The sequence below is a fragment of the Streptomyces cirratus genome, from assembly GCF_014650775.1.
Taxonomy (GTDB): Bacteria; Actinomycetota; Actinomycetes; order Streptomycetales; family Streptomycetaceae; genus Streptomyces; species Streptomyces cirratus.
This window is the reverse complement of sequence record NZ_BMVP01000009.1, coordinates 204382-230405: the sequence shown is the minus strand read 5'-3', so window position 1 is coordinate 230405 and position 26024 is coordinate 204382. Positions and strand designations below refer to the sequence as shown.

The following is a 26024-nucleotide window of genomic DNA, read 5'->3' as shown; positions in this document are numbered from 1 at the left end:
GCCCGGGCGGCTACTCGCTGACCAGCACCGGAACGGTCAGCACGGCGCTGGCCGGGGTGCCGGTGAGCTTGCCCGGCGACACGGTGAAGTCGATCCCGTCGCCCGCCGCGCGGGGGCCGTCGTGGTGCTCGGCGCCGTGCGCGTCCTCGCCCTCCTCCTGGTACTGGAACGCCCCGGTTCCCACGAGGTGGCCGGAGGCGTCGTAGTAGGCCACCGCCAGCTCCAGGGCCAGGGTGTCGCTGACGTCCGCCGTGATGGTGGCGTGCCCGGTGACGGTCTGCCGGTCGGTGAGGGTGAGCCGGTCCAGCCGCAGCCGGTCGGTGAACGGACCCTGCTCCACGCGGACTTCGCCCTGCCGGGCGGGCTGCGCGAGGACGGCGGCCGGTGCGGGCGCGCTGCGCGGTGCGGGCGCGGCGACCGGCGAGGCGGCGACGGCCGGTTCCCCGGCGGGGCCGGCCCTCCCCGCGCTGCCCGAGCAGCCGGTGACGAGGGCGAGTGCGGCCACGGCCGGGACCAGCGCGGCGGCGGTGCGGCGGAGGGGGTGTCTCATCGAAGGCTCCAGGAAGGGGGCGGGGCCGGGAGGAGTGCGCCCCCCGGCCCCGCTCGCACGAGGGGTCAGTGGTGCTGGGGCGAGCGGCCGAACAGCGAGCGGTACATCTTCGTGTGGAGCTCGGTGTTGTTCTGGCTCGCGGCGAACGCGCTGCCGTTCGGGCCGTAGGCGAAGATCGGCACGTCGGCGCCGGTGTGGTTGCCGGACAGGTAGGTCAGCCACAGGCTGGCCTCCGGGCTGCCGTCCTTCACGCCCGGCGCGTCGTCCGGGGTGCGGAAGGTGGCCGGCGCGAAGTTCTTCACGTCACCCGAACCCGCGCCGTTGAGGATGCCGGTCGAGCGGGTGGTGTCCTTGGCGCCGGAAGTGGCGCGCGAGGGGGTGCTGTTGTTGGCCGGGTTGCCCGCGTCGGTGTTGGCCGGGGGCGCGACCGCTTCGGCGTTGGTGTAGGTGCCGTGCTCGATGATGTTGAAGCCGGCGCACTCGTGGTCGGCCGTGACGATCACCAGCGTGTGGCCGTCCTTCTTCGCGAAGTCGTACGCGGCCTTCACCGCGTCGTCGAACGCCTTGACCTCACCGAGCGTCTGCGCGGCGTCGTTGGCGTGCGAGCGCTTGTCGATCTGGGCGCCCTCGATCTGGAGGAAGAAGCCCTTGCCCTTGCCGCGCTCCTGCTGCTTGCGGTCGGAGAGCAGCGCGATCGACTTGCGGGCCATGTCGGCGAGCGACGGCTCCTGCTTCTGCGGGGCGTCGGCGGGCAGAGCGGCCTTGGCCTGCTCGACCGTCAGGTTGCCGCGGTTGAAGAGGCCGATGACCTTCTTGCCCTTGGCGTTGTCGAGGTCGGCCTTGGTGGCGACCTTCTGGCTGGCGGCGGTCTGGGCGGGCAGCGCGGCGTCACCGAAGCTGCCGAGCACCTGGTAGCCCTGGGCCTGGAGGGCCTTCTGGTCGTCCGGCTCGAAGCGGGCGAGGCCGCCGCCGAAGACGACGTCGGCGGTGCCGTTGCGGGCGATCTGCTCGGCGATCGGCGTGATCAGCGTCTTGTCGGCGGGCGCGGCCTCGTACGTACCGTCCTCCTTCTTCGGGAGGCAGGCGGCGTCGGAGTAGACCGGGCCCTGGCAGCCGCGCAGCAGCGCGTGGCTGAACTCGGCCGCCGGGGTGGCGTCGGTGACCTCGGCGGTGGAGACGTTGCCCGTGGCGAAGCCGGCCGCCTTGGCCTGCTCCATCAGCGTGGCGACCTTCTTCTCGTACGAGTCCACGCCGATCGCGGCGTTGTACGTCTTGACGCCCGAGGACCAGGCGGTGGCGGAGCTGGCCGAGTCGGTCACGAGGGAGGGCTTGGCGGTGCCCTTCTCGACGGCGTACGTGGCGACCGCACCCGTGAAGGGGAGGGTCTCCATCGTCAGCTTCCCGCCGGCGCCGTAGAACCGGTCGCGGGCGGCCGTGACGTGAGTGCGGCCCATTCCGTCACCGAGCAGGTAGATGACGTTGCGGATTTCCTTGTCATGGTCGCTGTTCTGCGGCGCGGAGTTGGCGGCGCCCGCCGTCCCGGCGGCCAGGGCCCCCGCAAGGGCCATAACGGTCAACGTCTTCACAGGTCTGCGGCGCATCTGCTGGAGGATCCCCTCGAAAGGACTACTCGGTCCCTCCGAAGCTATGAGCGCCACATGAACGGCCCCTGTTCAACGCGTAACCACCACCCGAACGCAGCACGCCGCACCCCCGCCCGGCGGCAAGGCGACCGCCACCTACGCGTCGGCCTGCGCGTCGACGTCCGCCATGAAACCCAGCATCCGGGCGTTGACCACGTCGGGGTGGTCGATCTGCGGTCCGTGACCCGTGGCGGCGATGATCTCGGCGCGGGCCCCCGGGATCAGGCGCGGTACGCGCTCCAGCTGCCTCCTCGGGTGCACGAGCAGGCTCCGCTTGCCCATGACCAGGTAGAACGGCGTGCGGATGGAACCCAGTTCGGCGTCGGTCAGCGGCAGGGGTGCGGGGCGGCGTATGCGGAAGGCCCGGGCGCCGGCGTGGACCCACTTGCGCAGCTCGGGAACGGCGATGACGGGCTGCTCCAGCCAGGAGGCGAGCCGCGGGCGCAGCGCTTTGGGGGCGAAGGTGGCGAAGAGGCTCACGAAGACCCAGGCGAAGAAGCGCAGGCCCACCTTTTCCAGGCCGCCCGGGTCGAGGGCGGTGACCGAGGCGAGCCGTCCGGGCCGCAGGTGTGCCTGGTTGATGACGAGCCAGCCGCCGTAGGAGGAGCCGACGAGGTGGACCCGGTCGAGGCCGAGGGCGTCGAGGGCCTCGTCCATCCACTGGGCGGCGCGCTCGGGTTGCCACATGGGCTCGCGCTGGACGCTGCGCCCGGCGTCGCCGGGGGTGTCGAGCGCGTAGACGGGCCGTTCGGCGCTGAGCGCGGGGGTGTTGGGATACCACATCGCCGAGCAGTAGCCCGCGCCGTGGATCAGGACGATCGGGGTGCGGGACTCGCCGGCCGGGTCGGTGGGGCCGTACCGGTAGACGTGCGTGGTGCCGAAGCTCGTCTCGACGTCCGTCTCGCAGCGGGCGGGCGCGCCCATCGCGTAGACGGCTTCGCAGGCGGCGAAGTACCGGTCGCGCAGCTCGTCGTTGACGTAGCGGCCGACGTCGCGGCGCACGCGGGTCGTGTTCCTGGGCACGGGGCACCTCCGGGGGAAGATCCGTTCTTCGTGGTACGAACGTATCATGATGTTGATACGGCGGTATCATGAAGAGTGTCGCGAGTCATGAAGAGGCCCGGCCACGACGGATCCGACGACGAAGGACAGAGAGCCGAACACATGCCGAAACGCGTGGACCACGAGGAACGGCGCGCCCAGATCGCCGAGGCGCTCATCCGGGTCGCGGGGCGGCGAGGGCTGCACGCCGTCGGCATGCGCGACGTGGCCGCCGAAGCCGGGGTGTCCCTCCGGCTCGTGCAGTACTACTTCCAGACCAAGGAGAAGCTGCTCTTCTACGGGCTACAGCACCTGACCGACCGCTTCACCGCCCGCGTGGGCGCCCGCCTGCGTGACGCCGGCCCCGAACCGGGTCCGCGTGCGACCGTCGAGGCGCTGCTGCTGGCCTCCCTGCCGACCGACGAGGAGAGCCGTACCTTCCACCTCCTCTACAGCTCCTACTCGATCCTTTCCGTGACCGACGAGGCGCTGGCCGCCCAGCCCTTCATCGACAGTCCCGACGCCGCGGAGAACGCGCTGACGGGGCTGCTGGAGCGGGCCCAGGCCGAGGGCCTGGCCGACCCGGACGCCGACGCCCGTACGGAGGCGATCAGCCTGCTGGCGATGACGGCGACGATGGGCACCAGCATCCTGGTCGGCCAGCGCACCCCGCAGTCCGCCGTCGCGGTCCTCGACCACCACCTCGACCGCGTCTTCCGGCCCGGCCCGCGCCCGCCGGCCGCGTAGCAACGGGGCGGTCAGGTCACTAGATCCAGCCGTGGTCGCGGGCCAGCAGTGCGGCCTGGAAGCGGTTCGTCGCCCCAAGGCGCTGCATGAGGTCCGCCACGTACTTGCGGTAGGTGCGGACGGAGACGCCGACCTCGCGGGCCCCGCTCTCGTCCTTCTCCGCCTGGTACATGGTGGTCAGCACCTTGCGTTCGATCCCGGTGAGCGCGGCGCCCGTACCCTGGCGGGCCGCGACCGCCTCGCGCAGGTCGACGGAGTCCGACCACATCCGCTCGAACAGCGACACCAGGTTGGCCACCAGCCCCGCCTCCCGGATCACCAGGGCCCCCAGGCGCGGGTTCTGCGGGTCGATCGGGGTCAGCGCCGCGGCCCGGTCGAAGACGAGCATCCGTTCCAGCGGCTTGTCCGAGATCCGGATCTCCGCGCCCATCGCCGAGATCTCCTGGAGGTAGGCGAGGGTCGGGCCGTCCTCCACCGCCGCCGAGCGCATGATCGTGCGCATCTGTATGCCGCGCCGCAGGATGCGGGCGTCCAGCGGCCGGGACGCCTCGATGCTGGCCGCGCTGAGCGCGCCGTGCGGCTGGGTGGTCAGTCCCTCCTGCCGGGTGAAGAACGTCAGCTCGTCGATCACCGCCCGGACGTTCGGGGTCCCCTCCACCCGTTCGATGGCCGGCCGTTCCGACATGTCGTCGGCCGCCGCACGCACCGCGTGGCGCTCCGCGAGCAGCGACTCGACGACCCGCTGCTCGGCCGCCACCCGCTGCAACTCCTCACGCAGCTCCCGCAGTCGCAGATCGATCAGGCGCTGCACGGCGATCGCGGGAGGAGCGGGCCGGATACAGCCATTATCGGCCAAAGCCGTCAGCTCCACCGACTCCAGCCGTGCCAGCCATTCCTCCACATCGGGCAGCGGCCGGCCGAGCTGGTCGGACAGGTCGGCGGGCGTGGCCTCGGACAGGTCGCCGCGCGCAACGCCGCCACCCTGCGGGACTTCCCGTTCCGGGCGACCAGGGCCCTGCACTTCTCCAACGGCGGCGGCGTCTACGTGGCGACCGACACCCGCACCGGCGGCTCCGTCCTGCTCAAGGAGGCGCGCCCGCTGGCCGGGCTCGACGAGGACGGCGCCGACGCCGTGGCCCGGCTGGAGCGCGAGCACTGGGCGCTGGAGCAGCTGTCCGGCCTGGACTGCATCCCGGCGGTCGTGGACTACCGCAAGGGCCACGAGCACTGGTTCCTGGCGCGGGAGTACGTGGAGGGCAAGCCGCTCGCCCGGGAACTCCTGAGCCGCAACCCCATGGTGGCCGACGACGGCACCCCCGGGGCCGCGGACGCGCGCGGGGCGTACACCGCCTGGGCCTTGAAGATCCTCGACCAGGTGGAGCGGGGCGTGGAGGCCATGCACGCCAAGGGGGTCGTCTTCGGCGACCTCCACCCGAACAACATCCTGGTCCGCCCCGACGACACCCTCTCCTTCATCGACCTGGAGACCGCGACCCCCGTCGGCGACGAGTCCGCGCAGGCCATCGGCGCCCCCGGCTTCCGCGCGCCCGCCGGCTACCGGGGGACCGCCGTCGACCGGTACGCGCTCGCCTGCATCCGGCTGGGCCGGAGCGATCTTCGTCCTCATCGGCGGCGGAGCGTGGTGCCTCGCACGGGGCTGGAAGCGCAGGTGACACGAGCCCCCCTGCTCCAGCTCGAGGGCTGAGGATCGCGGTGGCCGGGACCGGCCGAGCGAGGGCGCCGTCACCTTCGAAGGGAGCCCGCGGCCGGCCGCGGTTCGCCGGACGCGCCAGGCCCGCGAGGCGTGACGGCCGGAAGCGGGGGACGGCTTCGTGCCGGCACGGCAAGACGCGGACCGATGCCCCGGACGCTGGTCGTCCGGGGCGCTTCCGCACGTTCGGGGGGTGTGTCCGTCAGGAGGCGGAAGTGGGTCGCGTCCAGCACTCGAGGTCGCTCAGGGCCTTGGTGAAGGAGCCGAGCATCGGGCGCAGGTGGTCCGGGTCGAGCGGGACGAGGCCGTCGGTGTGGGCACCGCCCGGCACCGTGACGTAGCGGTGCAGGCCGGCGCGGCCGGCGGTGGTGACCATGCGGTGGTAGGCGTCGCCGAAGGCGGCCGGCGGGGTGAGGGCGTCGAGGCTGCCCTGGATGCTGATGAGGGGGCGGCGGATGTTCCCGGTGAGGGAGATCCGTTCCACGGCCTCGTGCACCGCCCGGGGGCGGGAGGCGAAGTCGTAGTCGGTGTCGCAGCCGGCTCCGGTGCCCGCGGGGCAGGGCGGGGTGCCCGGCTGGGGGGCTCCGGGTCCGTCGTAGTCGGGGTCGAGCTCCTCGCGGATCACGCGCTGGAGGAGGTTCCACTGCTTGTCGTAGTGCCAGCCCCACTGGGGTTCGGAGCCCTTGGGATAGCCGGCGGCAAGCATGGCGGCCTGGGCGGTCCGGTCGCCCTCGTCGTAGCGGGGGTAGGCGCGCAGGGCGGGCGGGAGGGTGGCGAGGAGGCCGCCGTCGGGGGTGAAGGTGAGGGCGTTCCAATCGAGGCCGCCGGTGTAGAGGTCGGGTCGGTGTTCGAGTTGCCAGCGGACGAGGTAGCCGCCCGCGGAGAGGCCGGCGGCGTAGGTGAAGCGCGGGCTGCGCCCGTAGTGCTGGTCGGTGACCTGTTTGGCGGCGACGGTGAGTTCGGTGACCCTGCGGTGCCACTCCAGGATGGCGTCGCCGGGGCGGTCCCCGTCCTTGTAGATCTCGGGGCCCGTGTTGCCCTTGTCGGTGGCGGCGTAGGCGTATCCCTTGGCGAGCACCTGGTCGCTGATGATCCGGTCGTTGGCGTACTGCTTGCGCAGTCCCGGCGGTCCGGCGACCACGAGTCCGCCGTTCCAGTGGTCGGGCAGCCGGATGACGAACTGGCTGTCGTGCTTCCAGCCGTAGTTGACGTTGGTGTTGGTGGTGGAGGTGTCGGGGAAGTAGCCGTCGACCTGTATGCCGGGGACGCCCGAGGGGGTCGTGGTGCCGGGAGCCTCCAGGCCCGCCCAGTCGAGCGGGTCCGTGTGCCCGGTGAGCTTGGTGCCCGTGGTGGTCAGATCGGTCAGGCGGGCGGAGACGGTGTGCTCGGCGCCCGGGACCTTGATGTCGGCGGTGTGGGTCCGGGCGGCCGCCGGGGCTGTCAGAACGGTTGCCAACAGCAGGGGTGCGATGGCGAGGGAACGCAGGTGCATGAGTCCTCATCTCGTGCGGTGGTGACGCCGAGAAACCTAGGAACCGCAGGTCATGGCGGGTAAGTACGGAGCGGCAGGGGTGTGCGGCACCGGAGGGCACATGACCTTCGGCCACATCCCGCACTCCGTCCGTCGCGTGGTGCGGACGGGCCCCGTGGGTCTGCGTACGCTGCGGAGACCGTGCGTGGGCACGGGATTTGCGAGGAGGTCCGTCCGATGCCGCGTCCAGTGCCCTGGATACCTGCCGTCCTCTACGGGGCGGTGCTCGCGGGGGGTCTCTACTACGCCGCGATCGGTCCGGGGTTCGACGTCCGCTCCGCCGGGTTCACGGTGCTGCTGTGTGTGCTGGCGGCTCTCGACGGGAGGGCGTGGCCGATCCCCGGGAGCGCGGTGTTCGCCTTCAGGGTCGTACTGCTCTGCGCGGTGTCCGCTCTCGACACCTCGGGGCTCTCGCGGGTGCTGTTCGTGCTGGTGCCGTTCCTGGGGTTCTTCACCTTCGGGCCGGCCGCCGCGGTGTGGCTCGGTGCGGGCTGTGTGCTCCTGCTGGCGGGCGCGTTCACCCTGTGGGTGCCGGACTGGGCCGTGCGCGCCGAGTACATCTCCGACCTGTTGATGTTCGCGCTGGGCATCGTACTGGCGCTGGCCACGGCGGCGGTTGCCGTGCGCGAGCAGCGGGCCCGCGGCCGGCTGGAGGACACCCTCGCGCAGGTGGCGCAGCTGTCGGCGGCCCGGGAGCGCAACCGGCTGGCCCGCGAGATCCACGACAGTCTCGGGCACCACCTGACCGCGATCGGGATCCAGTTGGAGAAGGCCGAGGCGTTCGTCTCCCTCGATCCGGCCGCCTCCGCGCAGGCGGTGTCGCATGCCCGCTGGTCCGCGAACCGGGCCCTGGACGAGGTACGGGCCTCGGTGCGCACTCTCGGCCCCGAGGCGGAGTCGGAGCCGGTGGGCCTCGCCCGGACGCTGGCCGACCTCGTGCACCACCTGGACGGCGGTGCCCGCCGGATCTCCCTGGACGTGTCGGGCGTCGAGCGGCGGCCCCTGCTGGTGCTGTACCGGGCGGCGCAGGAGGGCCTCACCAACGCCTGCCGGCATTCCGGAGCCACCGAGATCGGCGTGCGGGTCCGCTACGACGACCTCGGCGCGAGCCTGTGCGTCACGGACAACGGCAGCGGACTGGGCGCAGCCGAGGAGGGCTTCGGCCTGGCCGGGCTGCGGGAGCGGGTCCGCCTGGCCGACGGGACGCTGGAGCTGTCCAGTTCGGACCGGGGCACCGCCCTCACGGTGGGGGTGCCGTGGTGAACGGGCCCGTGGCGCAGGAGGGGGCGACCGTACGCGTCCTCGTGGTCGACGACCAGGACCTCGTCCGCGAGGGCATCGCCGCACTGCTCGGCATCCAGCCGGGCATCGAGGTGGTGGGCAGCGCGCGGGACGGCGCCGAGGCCGTGGACCTGGCCGGGCGGTGTCACCCCGACGTGGTGCTGATGGACGTCCGGATGCCCGGCATGGACGGAGTGGCCGCCACGGCGCTGCTGAGGCGGCAGCTGCCCGGCTGCCGGATCGTGATGCTGACGACGTTCAACGACGACGAGTACGTCGGACGGGCGCTGAGGGCGGGCGCGGTCGGCTACCTGCTCAAGAACCTGCCCGCGGCAGAACTCGCCCGGGCGGTCCGCCTGGCGCACGCCGGTGTCGCCCAGTTCGATCAGACGGTCCTCGCCGCGCTGGCCGCCGGCGCCCCCGCTCCGGACCTGCTGACGCCGCGGGAGACGGAGGTGCTGCGGCTCATCTCCGCGGGCGCCACGAACAGGGAGATCGCCGCCCGGCTGTACCTGAGCGAGGGGACCGTCAAGAACCACATCTCGCGCGTGCTGAGCCGGCTGGGCCTGCGCGACCGGACCCAGGCCGCGCTCTACGCCCGGGACAACGGGCTGATCTGAGCGACGGCCCGGCCGCTCGATCAGCCCCGGCGGGGCCGGCGGATCTTCATGTCGTCCACGCTGGTGACCTTGGTGCGCAGGGCGCCGTGGCCGATGCCGCGTGCGGCGAGGGCGGCGGCCGCACGGTCGCAGGCCGCACCGCCCGCGGCCTCGTCCTCCAGGTCGGCGGCCTGCCGGACCACGCAGCGGAAGGAGAAGGCGCGCAGCTCCCGGTCGTAGACGAGGGTGCCGTCGTCGGTGAACGCCGCCCTGAGGATGTCGTGTTCGCCGGCGGAGGCGAGGAGCCGGGTGCGCTGGGCATCGTCCAGGTCGGCGAACACGCCGCGGACGATGACCCGGTAGGTGCGCTCACTCATGGGACGTTCCTTCTTCTCGTACGCCGGAGCTCTGCTCCAGCAGGGTGGACAGTCCGTCCAGGACGCGTTCGAGGGCGAACGAGAAGCGGGCTTCCATGGACGGGCCGGTCAGGTCACCGGCGAGTGCGACCAGGTGGGGGAAGGTCTCCGGCGGCAGTCGGCGCAGCTGCTCCCCCGCGGCCGTGGCGACCTCCCGGCGGTCGGCGCCCATGGCCTCGGACGCCGAGAGGGGGCCCAGCTCCTGGAGCACGAAGCCCTGGACGAACGCGCCGAGCAGATAATTGATCATGGCTGCGTCGGCGTCGGCGAAGCCGGCCTCCCGCAGGCGGCCGAGCTGGTCCTCCATCAGGCGCAGCAGGTGCGGGCCCGGGACGAGCCGGCCCGCGACGACCTTGGCGGCGTCGCGCTTGCCGAGCAGGTGCCGGCGGTAGCGCACGCAGTACTCGCGCAGCTGCTCCCGCCAGTCGCCCTCTCGGGGCGGCGCCTGCGCATCGGCCATGAGCTCGTCGGTGAGCAGGTCGAGCAGCTCCTCCTTGTTGCGCACGTGCCAGTACAGCGAGGGCGCCTTCACTCCCAGTTCGGAGGCGAGCCTGCGCATCGACAGGCCGCCCACGCCCTCGCGCTCCAGTACGCGCAGGGCGGCCCGGACGAGCGCCTGGCGGGTGAGTCCCGGCTGCTGCGGGCTGTCATCGCCCTTGCCCTCCACGGCCATCGGCCACCTCCTTCGCGGGCCCCGCAGGGAATCCCGCTTGCCAACTAACACTGTTAGAGGCAGTCTAGCCGCACCAGCGACTAACACCGTTAGGGATTGTGATGATGAAGCCGCACACCCGACGCAAAGGGCTCGTGCTCGCCACCCTGTGCGCCACGATGTTCATGGCGATGCTCGACAACGTCATCGTCAACAACGCGCTGCCCCGCATCGGGCAGCAGCTGCACTCCGGCGTCAGCGGTCTGCAATGGGTGGTGGAGGGCTACAGCCTGGTCTACGCGGCCCTCCTGCTCACCGGCGGCACCCTGGGCGACCGGTACGGCCGCAGACGCGTCTTCCTGACCGGCCTGGCCGTCTTCACGGCGGGCTCGGCGGCCGCGGCGCTGTCCGGATCGACCGGCACGCTGATCGCCGCCCGGATGTTCCAAGGCCTCGGAGCGGCACTGCTCACACCGGGCAGCCTGTCCATCCTGCGCCACGTCTTCACGGACGAGAAGGAGCGGGCCAGGGCCGTCGGCCTCTGGTCCGGCGTCTCCGCACTGGGCCTGGCCGTCGGCCCGGTCCTCGGCGGGCCGATCGTGGACGCCTTCGGCTGGGCCGCCGTCTTCTGGATCAACGTCCCCATCGGGGTGGCGGGTCTGCTGCTCGCGGCCCGGTTCCTCCCCGAGTTCGCGGCCCGCACGAGGCGGCTGGACCTGCCGGGCCAGGCGCTCTCCGCGCTGGGATTCGGGGCACTGGTGTACGCCCTCATCGAGGGGCCTGCCCGGGGCTGGACCGACACCCGGGTGCTCCTCTTCGCCGCCGTGGCGGCAACGGCCCTGCCCGCCTTCGTCGTGGTCGAGGCCCGCAGCGCCGACCCCATGCTCGACCTGCGCTTCTTCCGGGACCGGGTGCTCACCGGCGCCGCGGTGAGCGGCTTCATGACCAGCTTCGGCATGTTCGGAGCCGCGTTCTTCCTGCCCCTGCTCATGCAGGACGTGATGGGCTGGTCCCCGTCGGACGCGGGCGTGGCGGGCCTGCCGATGACCGCGATGATCGTCGTTGCCGCGCCGCTGTCGAGCGCGCTCACCTCACGGCACGGCCCCCGCCTCCCGCTGGTCGCCGGCCTGGCCCTGTGCGCCGCTGGGCTCGGCGCCCTCTCGCTCTACGGCGCACGTGCCCACTACGCGCAGTACGTCTGGGTACTGCTCACCATGGGCCTCGGCATGGGGATGACGTTCACCCCCGTGTCCATCGCGGTCATGCAGCGCGTCGACCCGGCGCGGGCCGGCATGGCCTCCGCGACCCTCAACACCCTGCGGGAGATCGGCGGTGTCATCGGCGTCGCCGTCCTCGGAGCCGTCCTCGGCAGCCGGCTCACCACCACCTTGGCCGACTCGCTCCACCGGCTCGGCGCACCGTCCGAACTCGGCCGCCCCCTCCCCGGCACGGCCCCGGACAACACCGCCGCCCTCCCCGCCCCCGTCCGCGACGCCGTCAACGCCGCCTTCATCGACGCCCTGCACCTGGCGCTGCGCTGCGGCAGCGCCGCACTGGCCGCCGCAGCGCTCCTGGTCGCGCTGCTCCTTCGCCCACGACCGGACGTCACCCCGTCGCTGCCCGACGAACGACAGGCCCCGCAGCCGGAAGCGGCACAGCGGTAGGGAGGAAGGACTCCTCCGCAGATCCTCGACCGGTAGCGGAAGAAGTCGTCGCCGGGCTCCGCGAGCCACGGCGGTGCGTCCCAGACGTGTCTCCGGTCGGCCGAGTCCACGTCCGAGGAGTTTTCGACCGGGTCCGGGTTGCTGTTGGCGAGCTTGAAGCGGTCTGCCCGGATGAACGAGATCGTCGCGCCCAGCTCGACGCGCAGCACGAAGCGAGGGCCGGATCCGACTCCTTGTGGTCACAGGCCCCGCAAAAGGTTGCCTCGAGCCGGGAACGTCCTCAGGTCACCTCGTGGTGGCGCGGTAGGCGTTGATCAGTGGCCGCCTGACGCTCGTGCCGCGGCCGGAACACCACCGACAAGCCCACAACGCGCGGTACCGGCACGCCAAGTGGACGCGGGCCGGACCGGTGACCCAAGGCACGGGCTTTGGCCACATACCCTTGCCGACGCCAAGGGGCTGCACCGCACTCGGCGGATCGCTCTTCTGAGGGAGGCAGGAATGGGGCTCATGGATGCGGACCACGCGGGGCTGGTCGTCGCGGCGCAGGCCGGTGACGACCGGGCACGCGAGGAGCTGATCGCCGCGTACCTGCCGCTGGTCTACAACATCGTCCGGCGATCGCTGAGCGGGCATGCCGACGTCGACGACGTCGTCCAGGAAACCCTGCTGCGCGTGGTGCGCGACCTGCCTGCCCTGCGTGCCCCGGAGAGCTTCCGCTCCTGGCTGGTGTCGATCACGCTCCGCCAGATCAATGCTCACTGGCACCGGCAACGCGCCTTCGCCGGCCGGACCACGGTCATCGACGAGGCACTCCAGATACCGGACGCCGGCGCCGAACCCGAGGACGTGACGATCCTGCGTCTGCATGTGTCGGACGAGCGCCGTCAGGTCGTCGAAGCCGGCCGGTGGCTCGACCCGGACCATCGGGTGCTGCTGTCGCTGTGGTGGCAGGAATGCGCCGGCCTGCTGAGCCGTGACGACATCGCCGCCGCGATGGGGCTCACCGTCGCCCACGTCGGAGTACGCCTGCAACGCATGCGCGAGCAGCTGGAACTGAGCCGGACGATCGTCGCCGCGCTGGAGGCCGACCCGCGCTGTCCGCAGTTGGACGAGACCGTCGTCGGCTGGGACGGTCTCCGTTCATCGGTGTGGCGCAAGCGGATCGCGCGGCACACCCGCGTCTGCCCCCTCTGCATGGCGACGACGGCAGAACGGGTGCCGGCCGAACTGCTGCCCCTCGGCCTCACGACGCTGGCCGTCCCGGCCGCACTCATCGCCGCGCTGGCCGCCAAGGGCCTGCTCCCGGGTACGGCCGCGAGCGCCGCCGGGCTGGCCACGGCACACGCCGCCGTCGGCACGGCGACGGGGGGAGGAAGTCTGCACAGCGCGCTGATCGGCAAGTTCCACGCGGTGACCGCCCATCCGATGGTGAGCCTCGCCACCGCCGCGGTGCTCATCACCGGGACCGCCACCTACGCGACCTGGCCCGAACCGGCGCACCGGGAGCCCGGCGCCATCGCCGCTCCCACGGTCGGCACTGCCACGCCGATCCCGTCGCGCACCACCACGTCGACCGGACCGTCCCCGGTGAGTCCGTCCGCCGTCGCAGGCACTGTTCCGCTGGGCCCACAGTCGCTGGAGTCCGTGGACGAACCCGGCCTGTACCTGGCGTATGCCGACGACTTCGCGACGCTCGGCCGAGTCTCCGCGTCCAGCAGCGCGCAGACACGGCAGCGGGTCACGTTCACGGTGGTCCGGGGGCTGGCCGACCCACGGTGCGTCACCTTCAGCTCGGCCGACGGCCGCTATCTGCGCCATCGTGACCTGCGGCTGCGGCTGAGCACCGACGACGGCAGTGAGCTCTTCCGTGAAGACGCCACCTTCTGCGCACACCCCGGGGCGGTCGCCGGGTCGGTGACCCTGCACGCGCACAACTATCCCGGATCGGTCCTCCGCCACCGCGACGGTGGCATCTGGCTCGATGGCTCCGACGGCACTCGGTCCTTCGCCGGCCAGGCTTCCTTCGTCATGCGCAAGGCATGGGCTTGAGAAACGCTCCCTGCGCGATTCGGACCGAGTCGCGCAGTGACAGCCGGTGATCCTGCCGGCTCGTTTCACTGACGATCAGGGCGCGTGCACCTTCCCCAGGGGCGGACCCCGGGGCTTGGCGTAACGCTTTTTGCCTGCGAGATGCATCACTGGGCAATCGTCCGGGCGGCGCGAATTTTCCGTTACGAGAGCGCGAGTTCGGAGGCCTCCACTTCATGGGGTGCCCTTCCCGCCGCTCACCATGACGTGCCGGCGTGGCGGGTTCCCCGACTTTCCCCATGGACGTATCCCCGGAAGAAAGCCCCTCCAATGACGCGACACAGCCACGAACCCCCGGCGACCGGTGGGCAGGAACGGCCCCAGCTCCTGCACCGCACCCACCCCGCGGCGGATCAGGCCGTACCGGCCGGTGCGCGCACGATCACGGCATCCTGGGTGACCCGCGGCTCCCGAGGAGAATCATGAAGGGCCTGCACCGGCTCGGCCGGCGTCGCCGCACACTGACGATAGGACTGTCGGCCGCGGCGCTGGTGGCCGGTGTCGTGACGCTCCTCCCCAGCTCCGCCGGAGCCGCAACACCCCTGGGTACGCAGGCGGCCCCCTCGGGCAGGTACTTCGGCACCGCTGTGGCCGCCGGCAGGCTCGGCGACTCGGCGTACGCCGCGATCGCGGACCGGGAGTTCAACATGATCACCCCGGAGAACGAGATGAAGTGGGACGCCATCGAACCGTCCCGCGGCAATTTCAACTTCGGCCCCGCCGACCGGATCGTCAACCACGCCTCGGCACACGGCCAGCGCATGCGCGGCCACACCACGGTCTGGCACTCGCAGCTCCCGGCCTGGGTCAGCTCCATCGGCGACGCGAACACGCTGCGCAGCGTGATGAACAACCACATCACCACCGAGATGACCCACTACAAGGGCAAGATCTACGCCTGGGACGTGGTCAACGAGGCGTTCGCCGACGGTTCCACCCAGCACCGCAGCTCGGTGTTCCAGAACGTGCTGGGCAACGGCTTCATCGAGGAAGCGTTCCGCACCGCCCGGGCGGCCGATTCCTCGGCCAAGCTCTGCTACAACGACTACAACATCGAGAACTGGTCGGACGCCAAGACCCAGGGCGTCTACGGCATGGTGAAGGACTTCAAGTCCCGCGGCGTGCCGATCGACTGCGTCGGCTTCCAGAGCCACTTCGGCGCCGGCGGCCCTCCGTCCGGCTTCCAGACCACCTTGTCCAACTTCGCCGCCCTGGGTGTTGACGTCCAGATCACCGAGCTGGACATCGCCCAGGCGTCGCCCACCCACTACGCCAACACGGTCAAGGCCTGCCTGTCCGTGGCCCGGTGCTCCGGCATCACGGTATGGGGCATCCGCGACAGCGACTCCTGGCGCAGCGGCGAAAGCCCCCTGCTGTTCGACAATAACGGCAACCCCAAGGCCGCCTACACCGCCGTCGTGAACGCCCTCAAGGCAGCCCCCGGTACCACCGGCGGGGCCGGTACCGGGGCAATCAAGGGCGTCGCCTCCGGCCGTTGTATCGACATCAACGGCTCCACCACCGTCAACGGCACGCAGGCGCAGTTGTGGGACTGCAACGGGCAGACCAACCAGCGGTGGACCTACACCTCCGACAAGCAGCTGATGATCTACGGCACCAAGTGCCTGAGCGCCATGGCCAACGGCACCACCAACGGCACCGCGGTGGTCATCGGGGACTGCAACGGCGGCGCCGGCCAGCAGTGGAACATCAACACCGACGGCACGATCGCCGGCGTCCAGTCCGGGTTGTGCCTCGACGCCGTCGGCGCGGCCACCGCCAACCGCACCAAGATCCAGCTGTACGCCTGCTGGTCCGGCGGCGGCAACCAGAAGTGGACCGGCCTGTCCGGGACCTCGGCCCCGACGACGCCCGCGCCGCCGGGCGGCCCGTGTGCTCTTCCGTCGACCTACCGGTGGACGTCGACGGGTGCGCTGGCGCAGCCGGCGAACGGATGGGCCTCGCTGAAGGACTTCACCACCGTGACGTACAACGGCAAGCACCTGGTCTACGGGACGGACTTCTCGGGATCGTCGTACGGCTCGATGATGTTCGGTCCCTTCACGAACTGGTCGGACATGGCGTCGGCCGGCCAGAGCGGCATGAACCAGGCCGCGGTCGCGCCCACGCTGTTCTACTTCGCGCCCAAGAAGATCTGGGTGCTGGCGTACCAGTGGGGTCCGTGGCCCTTCATCTACCGCACGTCGAACGACCCCACCAACCCCAACGGCTGGTCCGCGCCGCAGCCGCTGTTCACCGGCAGCATCCCCCGCACCGACTCCCCGACCGGCCCGATCGACCAGACCCTGATCGCCGACGACAAGAACATGTACCTGTTCTTCGCCGGTGACAACGGCAAGATCTACCGGGCGAGCATGCCGATCGGGAACTTCCCGGGCAACTTCGGCTCCTCGTACACGACGGTCATGAGCGACACGGCGGACAACCTGTTCGAGGCGCCTCAGGTCTACAAGGTCCAGGGCCAGAACCAGTACCTCATGATCGTCGAGGCGAAGGGTGCGAACCAGGTGCGCTACTTCCGCTCGTTCACGGCCTCCGGCCTGAGCGGTTCGTGGACCCCGCAGGCCACGAGCGAAGGCAAGCCCTTCGCGGGCAAGGCGAACAGCGGTGCCGGCTGGACCAACGACATCAGCCACGGTGACCTGGTCCGCAACAACCCCGACCAGACCATGACCATCGACCCCTGCAACCTGCAGTTCCTCTACCAGGGCAAGTCCCCCACCGCGGGCGGCCCCTACGACCAACTGCCGTACCGGCCGGGTGTCCTCACCTTGCAGCGCTAACCCGCCCGATCCCCGCTGATCACCATTCGGGGCGGCCTGCCGGAGCGGAGACGAGCGGTTCCCGGCCCGGGCGACTCCACCCGCTGACCACACTCACCGCATCGAGGAACCCCAGCCGTGCTCCGGCTGGGGTTCCTCTCCTCTGTGGACTTCCATCGTGGGCTTCGGCATGCTGAAGCCGCTCACGCTCCACGACGTCCGCCACACGGGGCGCACCCTGTCGAGGCCTATGGGTGCGTGACGACGGCCGCCTACGGCGTCAAGGGCCATGCCCGCTAGTGCGGTCACCACCGCCCGCACCGAGCGCCCGGCCGCCGAAGCGCTTGCGACCGTCGTTCTCCAGGGCTGGCCGGACACCCTCCCTGGGGAGGGGGCGTGAGTACGGGCCCCCGGCAGGCTGCGGTGGCAGCGGCCACCTTCCACAAGGCGGTGGCCACAGCTCCTCGCCTACGAGGACGTCTTCGCCACCGGACGGTGCGAGCTGCTCATGGGCGACGTCATCGCCCTCGCCGACCGCGACCCGGCCGTGCAGCCCCGCCTCGACCGACTCGTAGACGGCGTCTGCGCTGACCTGCGGGCGGCGGCCGACGAGACAGGGAGGCGCGTGTCACTGGCGGAGTGCGTCCCGGGCCTCTACCTCGCCCTGCCACCACTGACCCGCCCGCGCGTCGTGCACCTGGAGGTGCACGAGGGCAGCCGCCACATCGACGTCCGTTACTCCTGGAACACCGGGCCCGGGCGCAGTGCGGCCATCACAAGGGCCTTGCACCGCCTCCGTGGGGAGGACGGCTGCGGCCTGGAGGAGATCCACGCCTTCCTCGCCATGCGCATCCTCGGCGTTATCCCGCCCACCCGGCTGACCGGCCACGACCTCCTGCTCGTGCTGATCAAGCTCGCCGAGAGTCAGCACCCGCTCACGCCGATCGACACCTTCTTCACCACCACACCGGCCCCTCACTCCCACTCTGGCGAACGGAGCAGCCAGGTCCCTGCCCCTGCTTGAGACCCCTCTCCAGGCCCGCCCACTTCATGGCCGCAACGCGCTCGTCACCGGCGGAGCCACCGGCATCGGCGCCGAGATCGGGGGCGCCCGGAAGACCAGATCAAGCGCCAGTGCGTCCCTCGCCGTGGCCGGCCCGAGGACGTCGCGGCCCTGGTGGCATTCCTCGTGGGCCCCTCCGCATCGTTCATCACTGGGCAATCCGTCCACGTCGACGGCGGCCGGCTGCTGCACTGAGACCGACAACAAGCAAGGAGACAGACCGAAATGAAGGAACGAGTCCGCGCCGTCCTCGTCACCGCCGACGACACGATGCTGGTCATCCGCCGCACCAAGCCCGACATCCCCCCGTACTGGGTGCTTCCCGGTGGCGGAGTCGAGCCCGGCGACGAGTCCCGGGAGGCCGCCCTCCACCGGGAGATCCACGAGGAGATCGCCGGGAAGGCCGAGATCGTCCGACTCCTCCACACGATGGAGACCGACGACGAGCGCCAGCTCTTCTACCTCGCCCGCATCGCCACCTGGTCCTTCGAGGACCGCACCGGGCCCGAGTTCAGCGCCGAAGACCGGGGCGAGTACGCGCTGGAGGAGATCCCGCTGACCGTCGAAGGCCTCGACGGCATCGACCTCAAGCCGGAGGAGATCGCCCACGTCCTGCGGGGCGCCATCAGCGCCGGGACTCTCACCTTGCTCAGTCACTGAACGACCAGGTGTGCTTCCGGGGCACACCTGCTTGCTCCGGGAGGGAGATGGTCGCCGCCAGTGATGGCGGCGGCCATCGAGCTGCCGTCCGATTCGGCGAGCGCTTGCGTCGGGGTGCGGACTTCTCCCCGGCTGCGATCCGCCCTCGGTCGCTGCCTGGCGGACCGGTGCCGCCTGGCTCCGGTCCGCACCGCCGCCCCAGGGCGGCAACGGCCGAGCCGCGCTTCCCCGACGGGGTGGAGTGTCTTGGCCGATAACTTGCTCCGTCTGGAACGAGGTGAGCGGTTCCGGCTGCCGTCGGTCGTTGACGACGAGGGTGTGCTGATCGTGCGTCGTACGGATGTGGGCGGTGCGGGTGACTACCACCGCGGCGCCCCGCCTCTTCGGTGGGCGCACCCCTGCGTGGGACCTCCTTCGGCAGGAAGTGGCGCAAAGCCCGCGAGGCGGTCGCCATGCCGAAGGAGTTCCGCTTCTACGATCTGCGCCACACCGGGAACACCCTCGCCGCCGACACCGGCGCCAAGCTGAAGGACCTCATGGTCCGCGCGGGCCAGTCCCCGGAGCGGGCCCAGCTGATCTACCAGCACTCCACGAAGGAGCACCAGCGCAGGCTCGCCGACGACATCGACGCCACCGTGCGGCTCCAGCGGGTGCCCGGCGACAGGGGGCGGCCCAGCCCGGCTGGGGCCGGGCACATGTTCGTGCCCGCGCCGCCGGCATCCGGGCGGACTGCTCGGGCGAGGTGATCCTCACAGGGGGCGCGACAGCAACCTGACGCCCTGTCAGGAGAGTTATGGCACGCGAATGACACGCGGGCCCGAAGAGGTCTAGACAACAAACAAACCCCAGGTCGCTGACCTGGGGCTTTGCTGTGGAGCGGATGACGGGAATCGAACCCGCGCTATAAGCTTGGGAAGCTCATGTTCTACCATTAAACTACATCCGCATAGGTATCCAGCTGTCTGGAACCCCATCTTTGCCCACTCTACCTCATGATCGACCCCCGGTGAATCCGCCGCGGGGTCGTTGTCGTTCGTGGGCGGCAGGAGGGTTCGTGGGGGCGGGAGTTGGGGGGTAGCTTAAGGTTCGGAGCGGCGGCTGGAGTGGGTTCGGGTCATCCCCTAATGTGGCGATTCGTCGTAGTACGGCTCGTTGGGGAAAGGGACTCGATGGAGCACACCGTCGTCCGTTGTGCCGAAGGGCACGTGTTCAGCACCGCCTCCTTCCCGTTGCGGCAGCTCGGTGCCGCCCGGATCGGGCCCGGGCGGTTGCTGCGGTGTCCGCGGTGTGCGCGGCTGAGGCATGCCGTGCCCGTGGGCGGCCCGAAGCGGTAGTCGTCGGGGCGGGGAGGCGGGGCGCGCGGGCGCCGCTCTCGATTGGGGGTGGCCCGGGCGCTCTGCGTATCCTCGGGACGTGCTTCTCTCTGACAAAGACATCCGGGCCGAGATCGACAGCGGACGGGTTCGCATCGACCCGTTCGACGAGTCGATGGTGCAGCCCTCCAGCATCGATGTGCGTCTCGACCGGTTCTTCCGGGTCTTCGAGAACCACCGCTACGCCCACATCGACCCCGCCACCGAGCAGCCGGACCTGACCCGGATGGTCGAGCCGGACGGGGACGAGGCGTTCATCCTCCACCCGGGCGAGTTCGTGCTCGCCTCGACCTACGAGGTCATCTCGCTGCCCGAGGACATCGCCTCCCGGCTGGAGGGGAAGTCGAGCCTCGGCCGCCTGGGGCTGGTCACGCATTCCACCGCCGGCTTCATCGACCCGGGCTTCTCGGGCCACGTGACCTTGGAGCTGTCGAACCTCGCCACCCTGCCGATCAAGCTGTGGCCGGGGATGAAGATCGGCCAGCTGTGCCTGTTCCGGCTGAGCTCCCCCGCCGAGTTCCCGTACGGCAGCGAGCGGTACGGATCGCGGTACCAGGGCCAGCGCGGGCCGACGGCGTCGCGCTCCTTCCAGAACTTCCACCGCACCCAGGTGAGGCACGAGGCATGAGCGAAGTACGCGAGAACCTGACCTACGACGGGTTCGGGCGCGCCGTGCGCGAGCTGGCGCAGACCATCGCCGACGACGGCTACGAGCCCGACATCATCCTGAGCATCGCCCGCGGCGGCGTCTTCGTCGCCGGCGGGCTGGCGTACGCGCTGGACTGCAAGAACATCCACCTGGTCAACGTGGAGTTCTACACGGGCGTCGGCACGACGCTGGAGATGCCGGTCATGCTGGCACCGGTCCCCGAGGCGATCGACTTCACCGACAAGAAGGTGCTGATCGCCGACGACGTCGCCGACACCGGCAAGACGCTCAAGCTGGTGCACGACTTCTGCCTGGGGACGGTGGCGGAGGTCCGGTCGGCCGTCATCTACGAGAAGTCGCACTCGCTCGTGAAGTGCGAGTACGTGTGGAAGAAGACCGACGAGTGGATCAACTTCCCGTGGTCGGTCGAACCGCCCGTGGTCAAGCGCGAGGGTCAGGTACTCGACGCCTGACGGCGGCGAGGGGCAGGTCGACGTACGGAAGGGGACCGGCGCGGTGGCGCCGGTCCCCTTCCGTATGGGTGTGGAGGGCTCAGATCGTGCCGAGCTTGATGATCGACAGGAGCGCTACCAGCTGGATCGCGGACGCGCCGAGCGCCTTCGGCCAGGGCAGGTCGTGCGACTTGCTCATCAGCGAGGTGAAGAGCGCGCCGGCCGCGAGCCAGGTGGCCCACCCCAGGATCTGGACGACCATGTTGTCGCCGCCGAGGAAGATCGCGAACAGCAGGCGCGGCGCGTCGGTGATGGACATGACCAGCATCGACAGGCCCACGGTCGGCTGCCACGCGCCGTCGCCGCCCAGTTGGCGGGCGAGGGTGTGGGTGACGCCGCCCAGGATCAGGCCGCAGATGACGAACGCGACGCCGGTGCTGAGGACGATCGGGACGGCCTGGGTGAGGGTGGCCTTGATGGCGTCCTCGCGGGCCTTGTCGAAGCCGAAGACCGCGAGCATGCCGTAGATGAACGTCACGATCAGCGCCGGGCCCCAGACGGGGTAGTCCCGCATCCGGAAGAACGTCGGGCCCGGCCGCATCACGATGCCGCGCAGGAGTTCCTTCCAGTGCAGCCGCGGACCGGCCGGGGGGGCCGGGGTGGCGCCGGCCTGGTAGGTCGCGCCCTGGTAGGGCGCGGCCTGGCCGTACGGGTCCTCGCCGATGGAGAAGGCCTGGGTGTAGCCGGGGTTGTCGGCGTACGAGGCCTCGTGCGGGGGCTGCTGGTACGGGTGGGGGTGCGGTGGGTGCGGTTGACCGTAGGGGTCGAAGTACTCGGGCTCGCCCTGGTCCCCGGCGCCGCCGGCGGCCTGCTGGGGCCACTGCTGCTGAGGCGGCGGGCCGGCGGGAGGGTAGGCCTGGCGGCCGTACGGGGCCTGCGGCGCGCCTGGCGCCTGCCGCCCGTACGGCTGCTGCCGCGAGGGGTGTTGCGGGGGTTGCTGCGGGGTGCGGTTGTTGTCCCGGCCGCGTCCGATCCTGAATCCAGCCACGTGATCGAAAGTACCTGGTCCGGCGGGCGGGGGTGGACGGGCGGCCGGAACCGGCGTCCTTTGCGGCTGAGCTGTGACATCCCCTAGGGGATTCCCTGGGGGCTCCTTGGGGGGTCCCCGGGGCCGCCGTGGCCCTCCGGGGGAAGCCGGAACGGCCGGCCCCCCTCGGGTGGGGGACCGGCCGTTGCGATGCCGCTGTGACGGCGGGGACCTGCGGGGAGCCGCGTGGACCTACTTGACGCCCTCGGCCTCCGGCTCGGCCGGCTCGGCCTTGGGGGCGGCTTCCGCTTCTGCGTCGGCCTTGGCCTCGGCCTTGGCCCCGGCGTCGGCGGCCTCCGCCTTCGGCTCGGTGTCCGTCACGGGCGCGTCGGCCTTGGCGGCCTCTGCCTTCGGCTCGGCCTGCGCCACGGGGGCGTCGGCCTTGGCGGCCTGCGCCTTCGGCTCGGCGTGCGCCGCGGGGGCGTCGGCCTTGGCCTCGGGCGCCGGTTCTGTGTCGGCCTCGGCCTTCGTCTCGGCCTTGGCGGCCTCCGCCTTCGGCTCGGTGTCCGTCGCGGGGGCGTCGGCCTCGGCCTTGGCGGCAGCCGCCTCGGCTTCCGCCGCGGGCGCGTCGGCCTTGGCGGCCTCTGCCTTCGGCTCGGCCTGCGCCGCCGGGGCGTCGGCCTTGGCGTCGGGCGCCGGTGCGGTGTCGGCCACGGCCTCCGTCGCGGGGGCGTCGGCCCCAGACTCCGCCTTGGCCGCAGCCGCAGCCGCAGCCGCAGCCGCAGCCGCAGCCGCAGCCGCAGCTTCGGCCTCCGCCTCCGCCTCGGCCTTTGCGGCAGCCGCTTCGGCTTCCGCCTCGGCCTGGGCCGCCGCCTCCGCCTTGGCGGCCTCCGCGGCTTCGGCCTCCGCCTTGGCGGCAGCGGCAGCCGCCGCCTCCTCCGCCTCGGCCAGCGCCAGCGCCTCCGCGTCCGGTTCCGGGGCCTTCACCGACTCCAGCAGCAGCTGCGCCACGTCCACCACCTGGACGGACTCCTTGGCCTGGCCGTCGTTCTTCTTGCCGTTCACCGAGTCGGTCAGCATCACCAGGCAGAACGGGCAGGCCGTCGACACGATGTCCGGGTTCAGGGACAAGGCCTCGTCGACGCGCTCGTTGTTGATGCGCTTGCCGATCCGCTCCTCCATCCACATCCGCGCGCCGCCCGCGCCACAGCAGAAGCCCCGCTCCTTGTGGCGGTGCATCTCCTGCTGCCGCAGCCCCGGCACGGCCGACATGATCTCGCGCGGCGGCGTGTAGACCTTGTTGTGCCGGCCCAGGTAGCAGGGGTCGTGGTACGTGATCAGCCCGTCGACCGGCGTCACCGGCGTCAGCCGGCCCTCGTCGATCAGGTGCTGGAGCAGCTGCGTGTGGTGGATGACCTCGTACTCGCCGCCCAGCTGCGGGTACTCGTTCGCGATGGTGTTGAAGCAGTGCGGGCAGGTCGAGACGATCCGCTTCGCCGACTTCGGCTTCTTCGTCTGCGGGTCCTCGTCGTCCTCGCCGAAGGCCATGTTCAGCATGGCCACGTTCTCCTGCGCCAGCTGCTGGAACAGCGGCTCGTTGCCCAGGCGGCGCGGCGAGTCACCGGTGCACTTCTCGTCCCCGCCCATGATCGCGAACTTGACGCCCGCGATGTTCAGCAGCTCCGCGAAGGCCTTCGTGGTCTTCTTCGCCCGGTCCTCCAGCGCGCCGGCGCAGCCGACCCAGTAGAGGTAGTCGAACTCGGAGAGGTCCTCCGCGTCCTTGCCGATGATCGGGACCTCGAAGTCGACCTCCTTGGTCCACTCCACCCGCTGCTTCTTGGCCAGGCCCCAGGGGTTGCCCTTCTTCTCCAGGTTCTTGAGCATCGTGCCCGCCTCGGACGGGAACGCGCTCTCGATCATCACCTGGTAGCGCCGCATGTCGACGATGTGGTCGATGTGCTCGATGTCGACCGGGCACTGCTCGACGCACGCACCGCACGTGGTGCAGGACCACAGCACGTCGGGGTCGATGACGCCGTTCTCCTCGACCGTGCCGATCAGCGGACGCTCCGCCTCGGCCAGGGCGGAGGCGGGGACGTCCTTCAACTGCTCGGCGGACGCCTTCTCGTTGCCCTCCATGTCCTTGCCGCCACCCGCGAGCAGGTAAGGCGCCTTGGCGTGCGCGTGGTCGCGCAGCGACATGATCAGGAGCTTCGGCGAGAGCGGCTTGCCCGTGTTCCAGGCGGGGCACTGCGACTGGCAACGCCCGCACTCGGTGCAGGTGGAGAAGTCGAGGATGCCCTTCCAGGAGAACTGCTCGACCTGGGAGACGCCGAAGACGTCGTCCTCGCCCGGCTCCTCGAAGTCGATCTCCTTGCCGCCGCTGGTCATCGGCTGGAGCGCGCCCAGCGCGGTCGCGCCGTCCGCGTTCCGCTTGAACCAGATGTTGGGGAAGGCGAGGAAGCGGTGCCAGGCGACACCCATGTTGGTGTTGAGGCCGACCGTGATGGCCCAGGTCATGGTGACGCCCAGCTTGATCATGGCGGTCAGGTAGACCAGGTTCTGCAGGGTGCCGTAGGAGAGGCCCTTGAACGCGAGCACCAGGGGGTACGAGGCCCAGTACGAGGCCTCGTAGTGCCCGACGCCGTGGATCGCGCCCTCCAGGCCGCGCAGGGTCATGATCGCGAGGCCGATGGTGAGGATCACGTACTCGACGAAGTACGCCTGGCCCGCCTTCGAGCCGGCGAAGCGGGACTTGCGGCCCGCCCGCGAGGGCAGGCTCGCCAGCCGGACGCCCATCAGGGTCAGGATGCCGAGGGTGGTGAACAGCGCGATGAACTCGGTGTAGAGCTCGTACGGCAGCCAGCCGCCGAGGACCGGCAGCACCCAGTCGGCCTTGAACAGCTGGCCGTAGGCCGTGACGATCGTCAGCCCGAGGGTCAGGAAGCCCACGGCGACGAACCAGTGGGCGACGCCGATGACGCCCCACCGGTTCATCCGGGTGTGGCCGACGAACTCCTTGGCCAGCGTGAGGCTGCGGGCCGTCGGGTCGTCGGTGCGGCTGCCCGCCGGCACCGGCTGGCCCAGCTTCACGAAGCGGTAGATCTGCGCCACGGCTCGGGCGATGAGCGCGACGCCGATCACGGTCAGGACCAGCGACACGATGATCGCGGCGAGTTGCATGGGACGGCTCCTCGGGCGGGACTTACTAAGCGGTAACTTATTGAGTCAAGGCTTGAGGTTACCCAGTTCCCGCGCCGCAATGTAGGTGGGCGAGCGGTGATCTGTGTCGCTCAGGCATGCCTGTGTCGGCAGGCCGCCCGAGGGGTCCGGGCGAGGATCGCCAGATCCGTCCCCAGCCAGTGACTCTCCACATAGTGCCGGTCCAGCAGGGCCATCTCTTCCCAGGGCAGGTCGGAGCGGGTGCTCACTTGCCACAATCCGGTCATACCGGGCCGCACGAGCAGCCTATCGGCCCTGTCCACGTCCGCTTCGGGGCGCGGGCCGACCAGTGACATCTCACCCCGCAGCACGTTGAGCAGCTGCGGCATCACGTCCAGGGCGCACCACTCGACGAGTTCGCCCGCCCGCCCGGCGCCCTCCGTCCGCAGCCGCCAGGTCCGGAACGTCCGCCCGCCCGGCCCCGCCGCCGGTTCCCGTACGAGGACGCGCCCGCCCGGCCCCGCCGCCGGTTCCCGTACGAGGACGCGCCCGCCCGGCGTCCGGCGCCGCGGCGTCCCGCGCCGCCCGGACCGGGCCGCGTACAGCACCGCGCCCGCCGCCAGCAGCGGGGCGGCGAAGGCGGCGGCCAGCAGCAGTGCGCCGAGGAGGTCGAGCACCCGCTTCGCCGAGAGGTCCGGCCGCGGGAGCGGCGGGGCGGGACGCCGGAGCGCGGGGAGCGTGAGGGGCGGCAGCGGCATGCACGCACCGTGCCGCACGGCCGCCCCGCGTCCGGGGTGACGCGCGGCAGGCGTCGCCCGCTCGGCCCTCCGCCCCAGGCGCCCCGGCTCCGGTTGAGCGTAAGACTGGCGTAAGAGTTGAGTCGACTCGGCTCACCTCTGTTGACGCGGGCCGGGGGCTTCCCGCATGCT

The 26024-nt window shown here is 71.1% G+C and carries 21 protein-coding genes, 1 tRNA gene and 2 pseudogenes; 13 read left to right on the top strand and 11 right to left on the bottom strand.

Translation table 11 applies throughout. The features are described from left to right. Window positions 1-10: 10 nt before the first annotated feature. From IE207_RS22595 to IE207_RS22585, 3 genes are all read right to left on the bottom strand, one after another. Entirely contained in the window at window positions 11-550 is a 540-nt protein-coding gene (locus IE207_RS22595) for a hypothetical protein (RefSeq protein ID WP_190186094.1), read from the bottom strand. Window positions 551-615: 65 nt separating this feature from the next. Next, window positions 616-2118 (bottom strand): alkaline phosphatase, encoded by a 1503-nt coding sequence (locus IE207_RS22590; RefSeq protein ID WP_229873894.1) that lies wholly within the window; start codon window positions 2116-2118, stop codon window positions 616-618. 171 nt (window positions 2119-2289) lie between these two features. Beyond that, window positions 2290-3216 carry an alpha/beta fold hydrolase gene (locus IE207_RS22585; protein WP_190186092.1) on the bottom strand — a complete coding sequence of 309 codons (927 nt, stop codon included), beginning with the start codon at window positions 3214-3216 and terminating at the stop codon, window positions 2290-2292. 141 nt (window positions 3217-3357) lie between these two features. Here IE207_RS22585 and IE207_RS22580 point away from each other — a divergent pair, with 141 nt between their 5' ends. Further along, on the top strand, window positions 3358-3981 hold the full coding sequence (locus IE207_RS22580; RefSeq protein ID WP_190186091.1) for a TetR/AcrR family transcriptional regulator: 624 nt from the start codon (window positions 3358-3360) through the stop codon (window positions 3979-3981). Between the two features lie 19 nt (window positions 3982-4000). Here IE207_RS22580 and IE207_RS22575 read toward each other — a convergent pair whose 3' ends face one another. Beyond that, a complete protein-coding gene (locus IE207_RS22575) occupies window positions 4001-5002 on the bottom strand; it encodes a LuxR C-terminal-related transcriptional regulator (protein WP_190186114.1) in 1002 nt (333 codons plus the stop codon). A 24-nt stretch (window positions 5003-5026) separates the two neighbouring features. On the opposite strand from IE207_RS22575, the gene IE207_RS22570 reads away from it, so the two are divergent. Beyond that, a complete protein-coding gene (locus tag IE207_RS22570) occupies window positions 5027-5686 on the top strand; it encodes a protein kinase domain-containing protein (protein ID WP_229873893.1) in 660 nt (219 codons plus the stop codon). 208 nt (window positions 5687-5894) lie between these two features. Here the strand turns inward: IE207_RS22570 and IE207_RS22565 are convergent, their stop codons facing one another. Beyond that, on the bottom strand, window positions 5895-7184 hold the full coding sequence (locus IE207_RS22565; protein ID WP_190186090.1) for a tannase/feruloyl esterase family alpha/beta hydrolase: 1290 nt from the start codon (window positions 7182-7184) through the stop codon (window positions 5895-5897). 216 nt (window positions 7185-7400) lie between these two features. Here IE207_RS22565 and IE207_RS22560 point away from each other — a divergent pair, with 216 nt between their 5' ends. After that, a complete protein-coding gene (locus IE207_RS22560; protein ID WP_190186089.1) occupies window positions 7401-8486 on the top strand; it encodes a sensor histidine kinase in 1086 nt (361 codons plus the stop codon). After that, a complete protein-coding gene (locus IE207_RS22555; RefSeq protein WP_190186088.1) occupies window positions 8480-9124 on the top strand; it encodes a response regulator transcription factor in 645 nt (214 codons plus the stop codon). The genes IE207_RS22560 and IE207_RS22555 overlap by 7 nt, the downstream gene beginning before the upstream one ends. Window positions 9125-9144: 20 nt before the next feature. Here IE207_RS22555 and IE207_RS22550 read toward each other — a convergent pair whose 3' ends face one another. Beyond that, the gene (locus IE207_RS22550; RefSeq protein ID WP_190186087.1) at window positions 9145-9480 is read right to left on the bottom strand and encodes a DUF6204 family protein; all 336 of its coding nucleotides are present in this window, start codon (window positions 9478-9480) and stop codon (window positions 9145-9147) included. Then, window positions 9473-10192, bottom strand: a complete 720-nt coding sequence (locus tag IE207_RS22545; protein ID WP_190186086.1) for a TetR/AcrR family transcriptional regulator — start codon at window positions 10190-10192, stop codon at window positions 9473-9475. The genes IE207_RS22550 and IE207_RS22545 overlap by 8 nt, the downstream gene beginning before the upstream one ends. Window positions 10193-10293: 101 nt before the next feature. Between IE207_RS22545 and IE207_RS22540 the strand changes: the two genes are divergently transcribed. The 7 genes and pseudogenes from IE207_RS22540 to IE207_RS22510 all read left to right on the top strand — a co-directional run. After that, entirely contained in the window at window positions 10294-11835 is a 1542-nt protein-coding gene (locus IE207_RS22540) for an MFS transporter (RefSeq protein ID WP_190186085.1), read from the top strand. Between the two features lie 510 nt (window positions 11836-12345). Further along, window positions 12346-13887, top strand: coding sequence for a sigma-70 family RNA polymerase sigma factor (locus IE207_RS22535; RefSeq protein ID WP_229873892.1), 1542 nt, complete (start codon window positions 12346-12348; stop codon window positions 13885-13887). A gap of 461 nt (window positions 13888-14348) precedes the next feature. Beyond that, a complete protein-coding gene (locus IE207_RS22530; protein ID WP_190186083.1) occupies window positions 14349-16730 on the top strand; it encodes a non-reducing end alpha-L-arabinofuranosidase family hydrolase in 2382 nt (793 codons plus the stop codon). A gap of 487 nt (window positions 16731-17217) precedes the next feature. Continuing rightward, window positions 17218-17733 carry a hypothetical protein gene (locus IE207_RS22525; RefSeq protein ID WP_190186082.1) on the top strand — a complete coding sequence of 172 codons (516 nt, stop codon included), beginning with the start codon at window positions 17218-17220 and terminating at the stop codon, window positions 17731-17733. Window positions 17734-17832: 99 nt separating this feature from the next. After that, window positions 17833-17967 (top strand): SDR family oxidoreductase, encoded by a 135-nt coding sequence (locus tag IE207_RS22520; protein WP_373304750.1) that lies wholly within the window; start codon window positions 17833-17835, stop codon window positions 17965-17967. A 30-nt stretch (window positions 17968-17997) separates the two neighbouring features. Beyond that, a complete protein-coding gene (locus IE207_RS22515; protein WP_190186081.1) occupies window positions 17998-18432 on the top strand; it encodes an NUDIX hydrolase in 435 nt (144 codons plus the stop codon). A gap of 389 nt (window positions 18433-18821) precedes the next feature. After that, window positions 18822-19178, top strand: a pseudogene (locus IE207_RS22510) (tyrosine-type recombinase/integrase); the annotation flags it as partial. Window positions 19179-19304: 126 nt separating this feature from the next. Here IE207_RS22510 and IE207_RS22505 read toward each other — a convergent pair. Beyond that, window positions 19305-19378 (bottom strand) — tRNA-Gly (locus tag IE207_RS22505). Window positions 19379-19845: 467 nt separating this feature from the next. On the opposite strand from IE207_RS22505, the gene dcd reads away from it, so the two are divergent. Both dcd and IE207_RS22495 read left to right on the top strand, forming a co-directional pair. After that, complete coding sequence (gene dcd, locus IE207_RS22500) at window positions 19846-20433, top strand: dCTP deaminase (protein ID WP_190186080.1); 588 nt, start codon at window positions 19846-19848, stop codon at window positions 20431-20433. Next, window positions 20430-20927: a phosphoribosyltransferase gene (locus IE207_RS22495; RefSeq protein ID WP_190186079.1), complete on the top strand. Its 498-nt coding sequence runs from the start codon at window positions 20430-20432 to the stop codon at window positions 20925-20927. Before dcd ends, IE207_RS22495 begins: the two co-directional genes overlap by 4 nt. Before the next feature lie 79 nt (window positions 20928-21006). Here the strand turns inward: IE207_RS22495 and IE207_RS22490 are convergent, their stop codons facing one another. From IE207_RS22490 to IE207_RS22480, 3 genes and pseudogenes are all read right to left on the bottom strand, one after another. Continuing rightward, window positions 21007-21954, bottom strand: coding sequence for a Yip1 family protein (locus tag IE207_RS22490; protein WP_190186078.1), 948 nt, complete (start codon window positions 21952-21954; stop codon window positions 21007-21009). 903 nt (window positions 21955-22857) lie between these two features. Next, window positions 22858-25116: pseudogene (locus IE207_RS22485) on the bottom strand ((Fe-S)-binding protein); the annotation flags it as partial. Between the two features lie 110 nt (window positions 25117-25226). Further along, window positions 25227-25853, bottom strand: a complete 627-nt coding sequence (locus IE207_RS22480) for a sugar transferase (RefSeq protein WP_190186076.1) — start codon at window positions 25851-25853, stop codon at window positions 25227-25229. Between the last annotated feature and the right edge of the window lie 171 nt (window positions 25854-26024).

Coding starts and splice junctions, on each gene's coding strand:
- IE207_RS22595 (WP_190186094.1), bottom strand. CDS start 550: ATGAGACACCCCCTCCGCCGCACCGCCGCCGCGCTGGTCCCGGCCGTG.
- IE207_RS22565 (WP_190186090.1), bottom strand. CDS start 7,184: ATGCACCTGCGTTCCCTCGCCATCGCACCCCTGCTGTTGGCAACCGTT.
- IE207_RS22525 (WP_190186082.1), top strand. CDS start 17,218: ATGGGCGACGTCATCGCCCTCGCCGACCGCGACCCGGCCGTGCAGCCC.
- IE207_RS22590 (WP_229873894.1), bottom strand. CDS start 2,118: ATGGCCCTTGCGGGGGCCCTGGCCGCCGGGACGGCGGGCGCCGCCAAC.
- IE207_RS22530 (WP_190186083.1), top strand. CDS start 14,349: ATGAAGGGCCTGCACCGGCTCGGCCGGCGTCGCCGCACACTGACGATA.
- IE207_RS22535 (WP_229873892.1), top strand. CDS start 12,346: ATGGATGCGGACCACGCGGGGCTGGTCGTCGCGGCGCAGGCCGGTGAC.
- IE207_RS22515 (WP_190186081.1), top strand. CDS start 17,998: ATGAAGGAACGAGTCCGCGCCGTCCTCGTCACCGCCGACGACACGATG.
- IE207_RS22545 (WP_190186086.1), bottom strand. CDS start 10,192: ATGGCCGTGGAGGGCAAGGGCGATGACAGCCCGCAGCAGCCGGGACTC.
- IE207_RS22495 (WP_190186079.1), top strand. CDS start 20,430: ATGAGCGAAGTACGCGAGAACCTGACCTACGACGGGTTCGGGCGCGCC.
- IE207_RS22540 (WP_190186085.1), top strand. CDS start 10,294: ATGATGAAGCCGCACACCCGACGCAAAGGGCTCGTGCTCGCCACCCTG.
- IE207_RS22560 (WP_190186089.1), top strand. CDS start 7,401: ATGCCGCGTCCAGTGCCCTGGATACCTGCCGTCCTCTACGGGGCGGTG.
- IE207_RS22580 (WP_190186091.1), top strand. CDS start 3,358: ATGCCGAAACGCGTGGACCACGAGGAACGGCGCGCCCAGATCGCCGAG.
- IE207_RS22480 (WP_190186076.1), bottom strand. CDS start 25,853: ATGCCGCTGCCGCCCCTCACGCTCCCCGCGCTCCGGCGTCCCGCCCCG.
- IE207_RS22550 (WP_190186087.1), bottom strand. CDS start 9,480: ATGAGTGAGCGCACCTACCGGGTCATCGTCCGCGGCGTGTTCGCCGAC.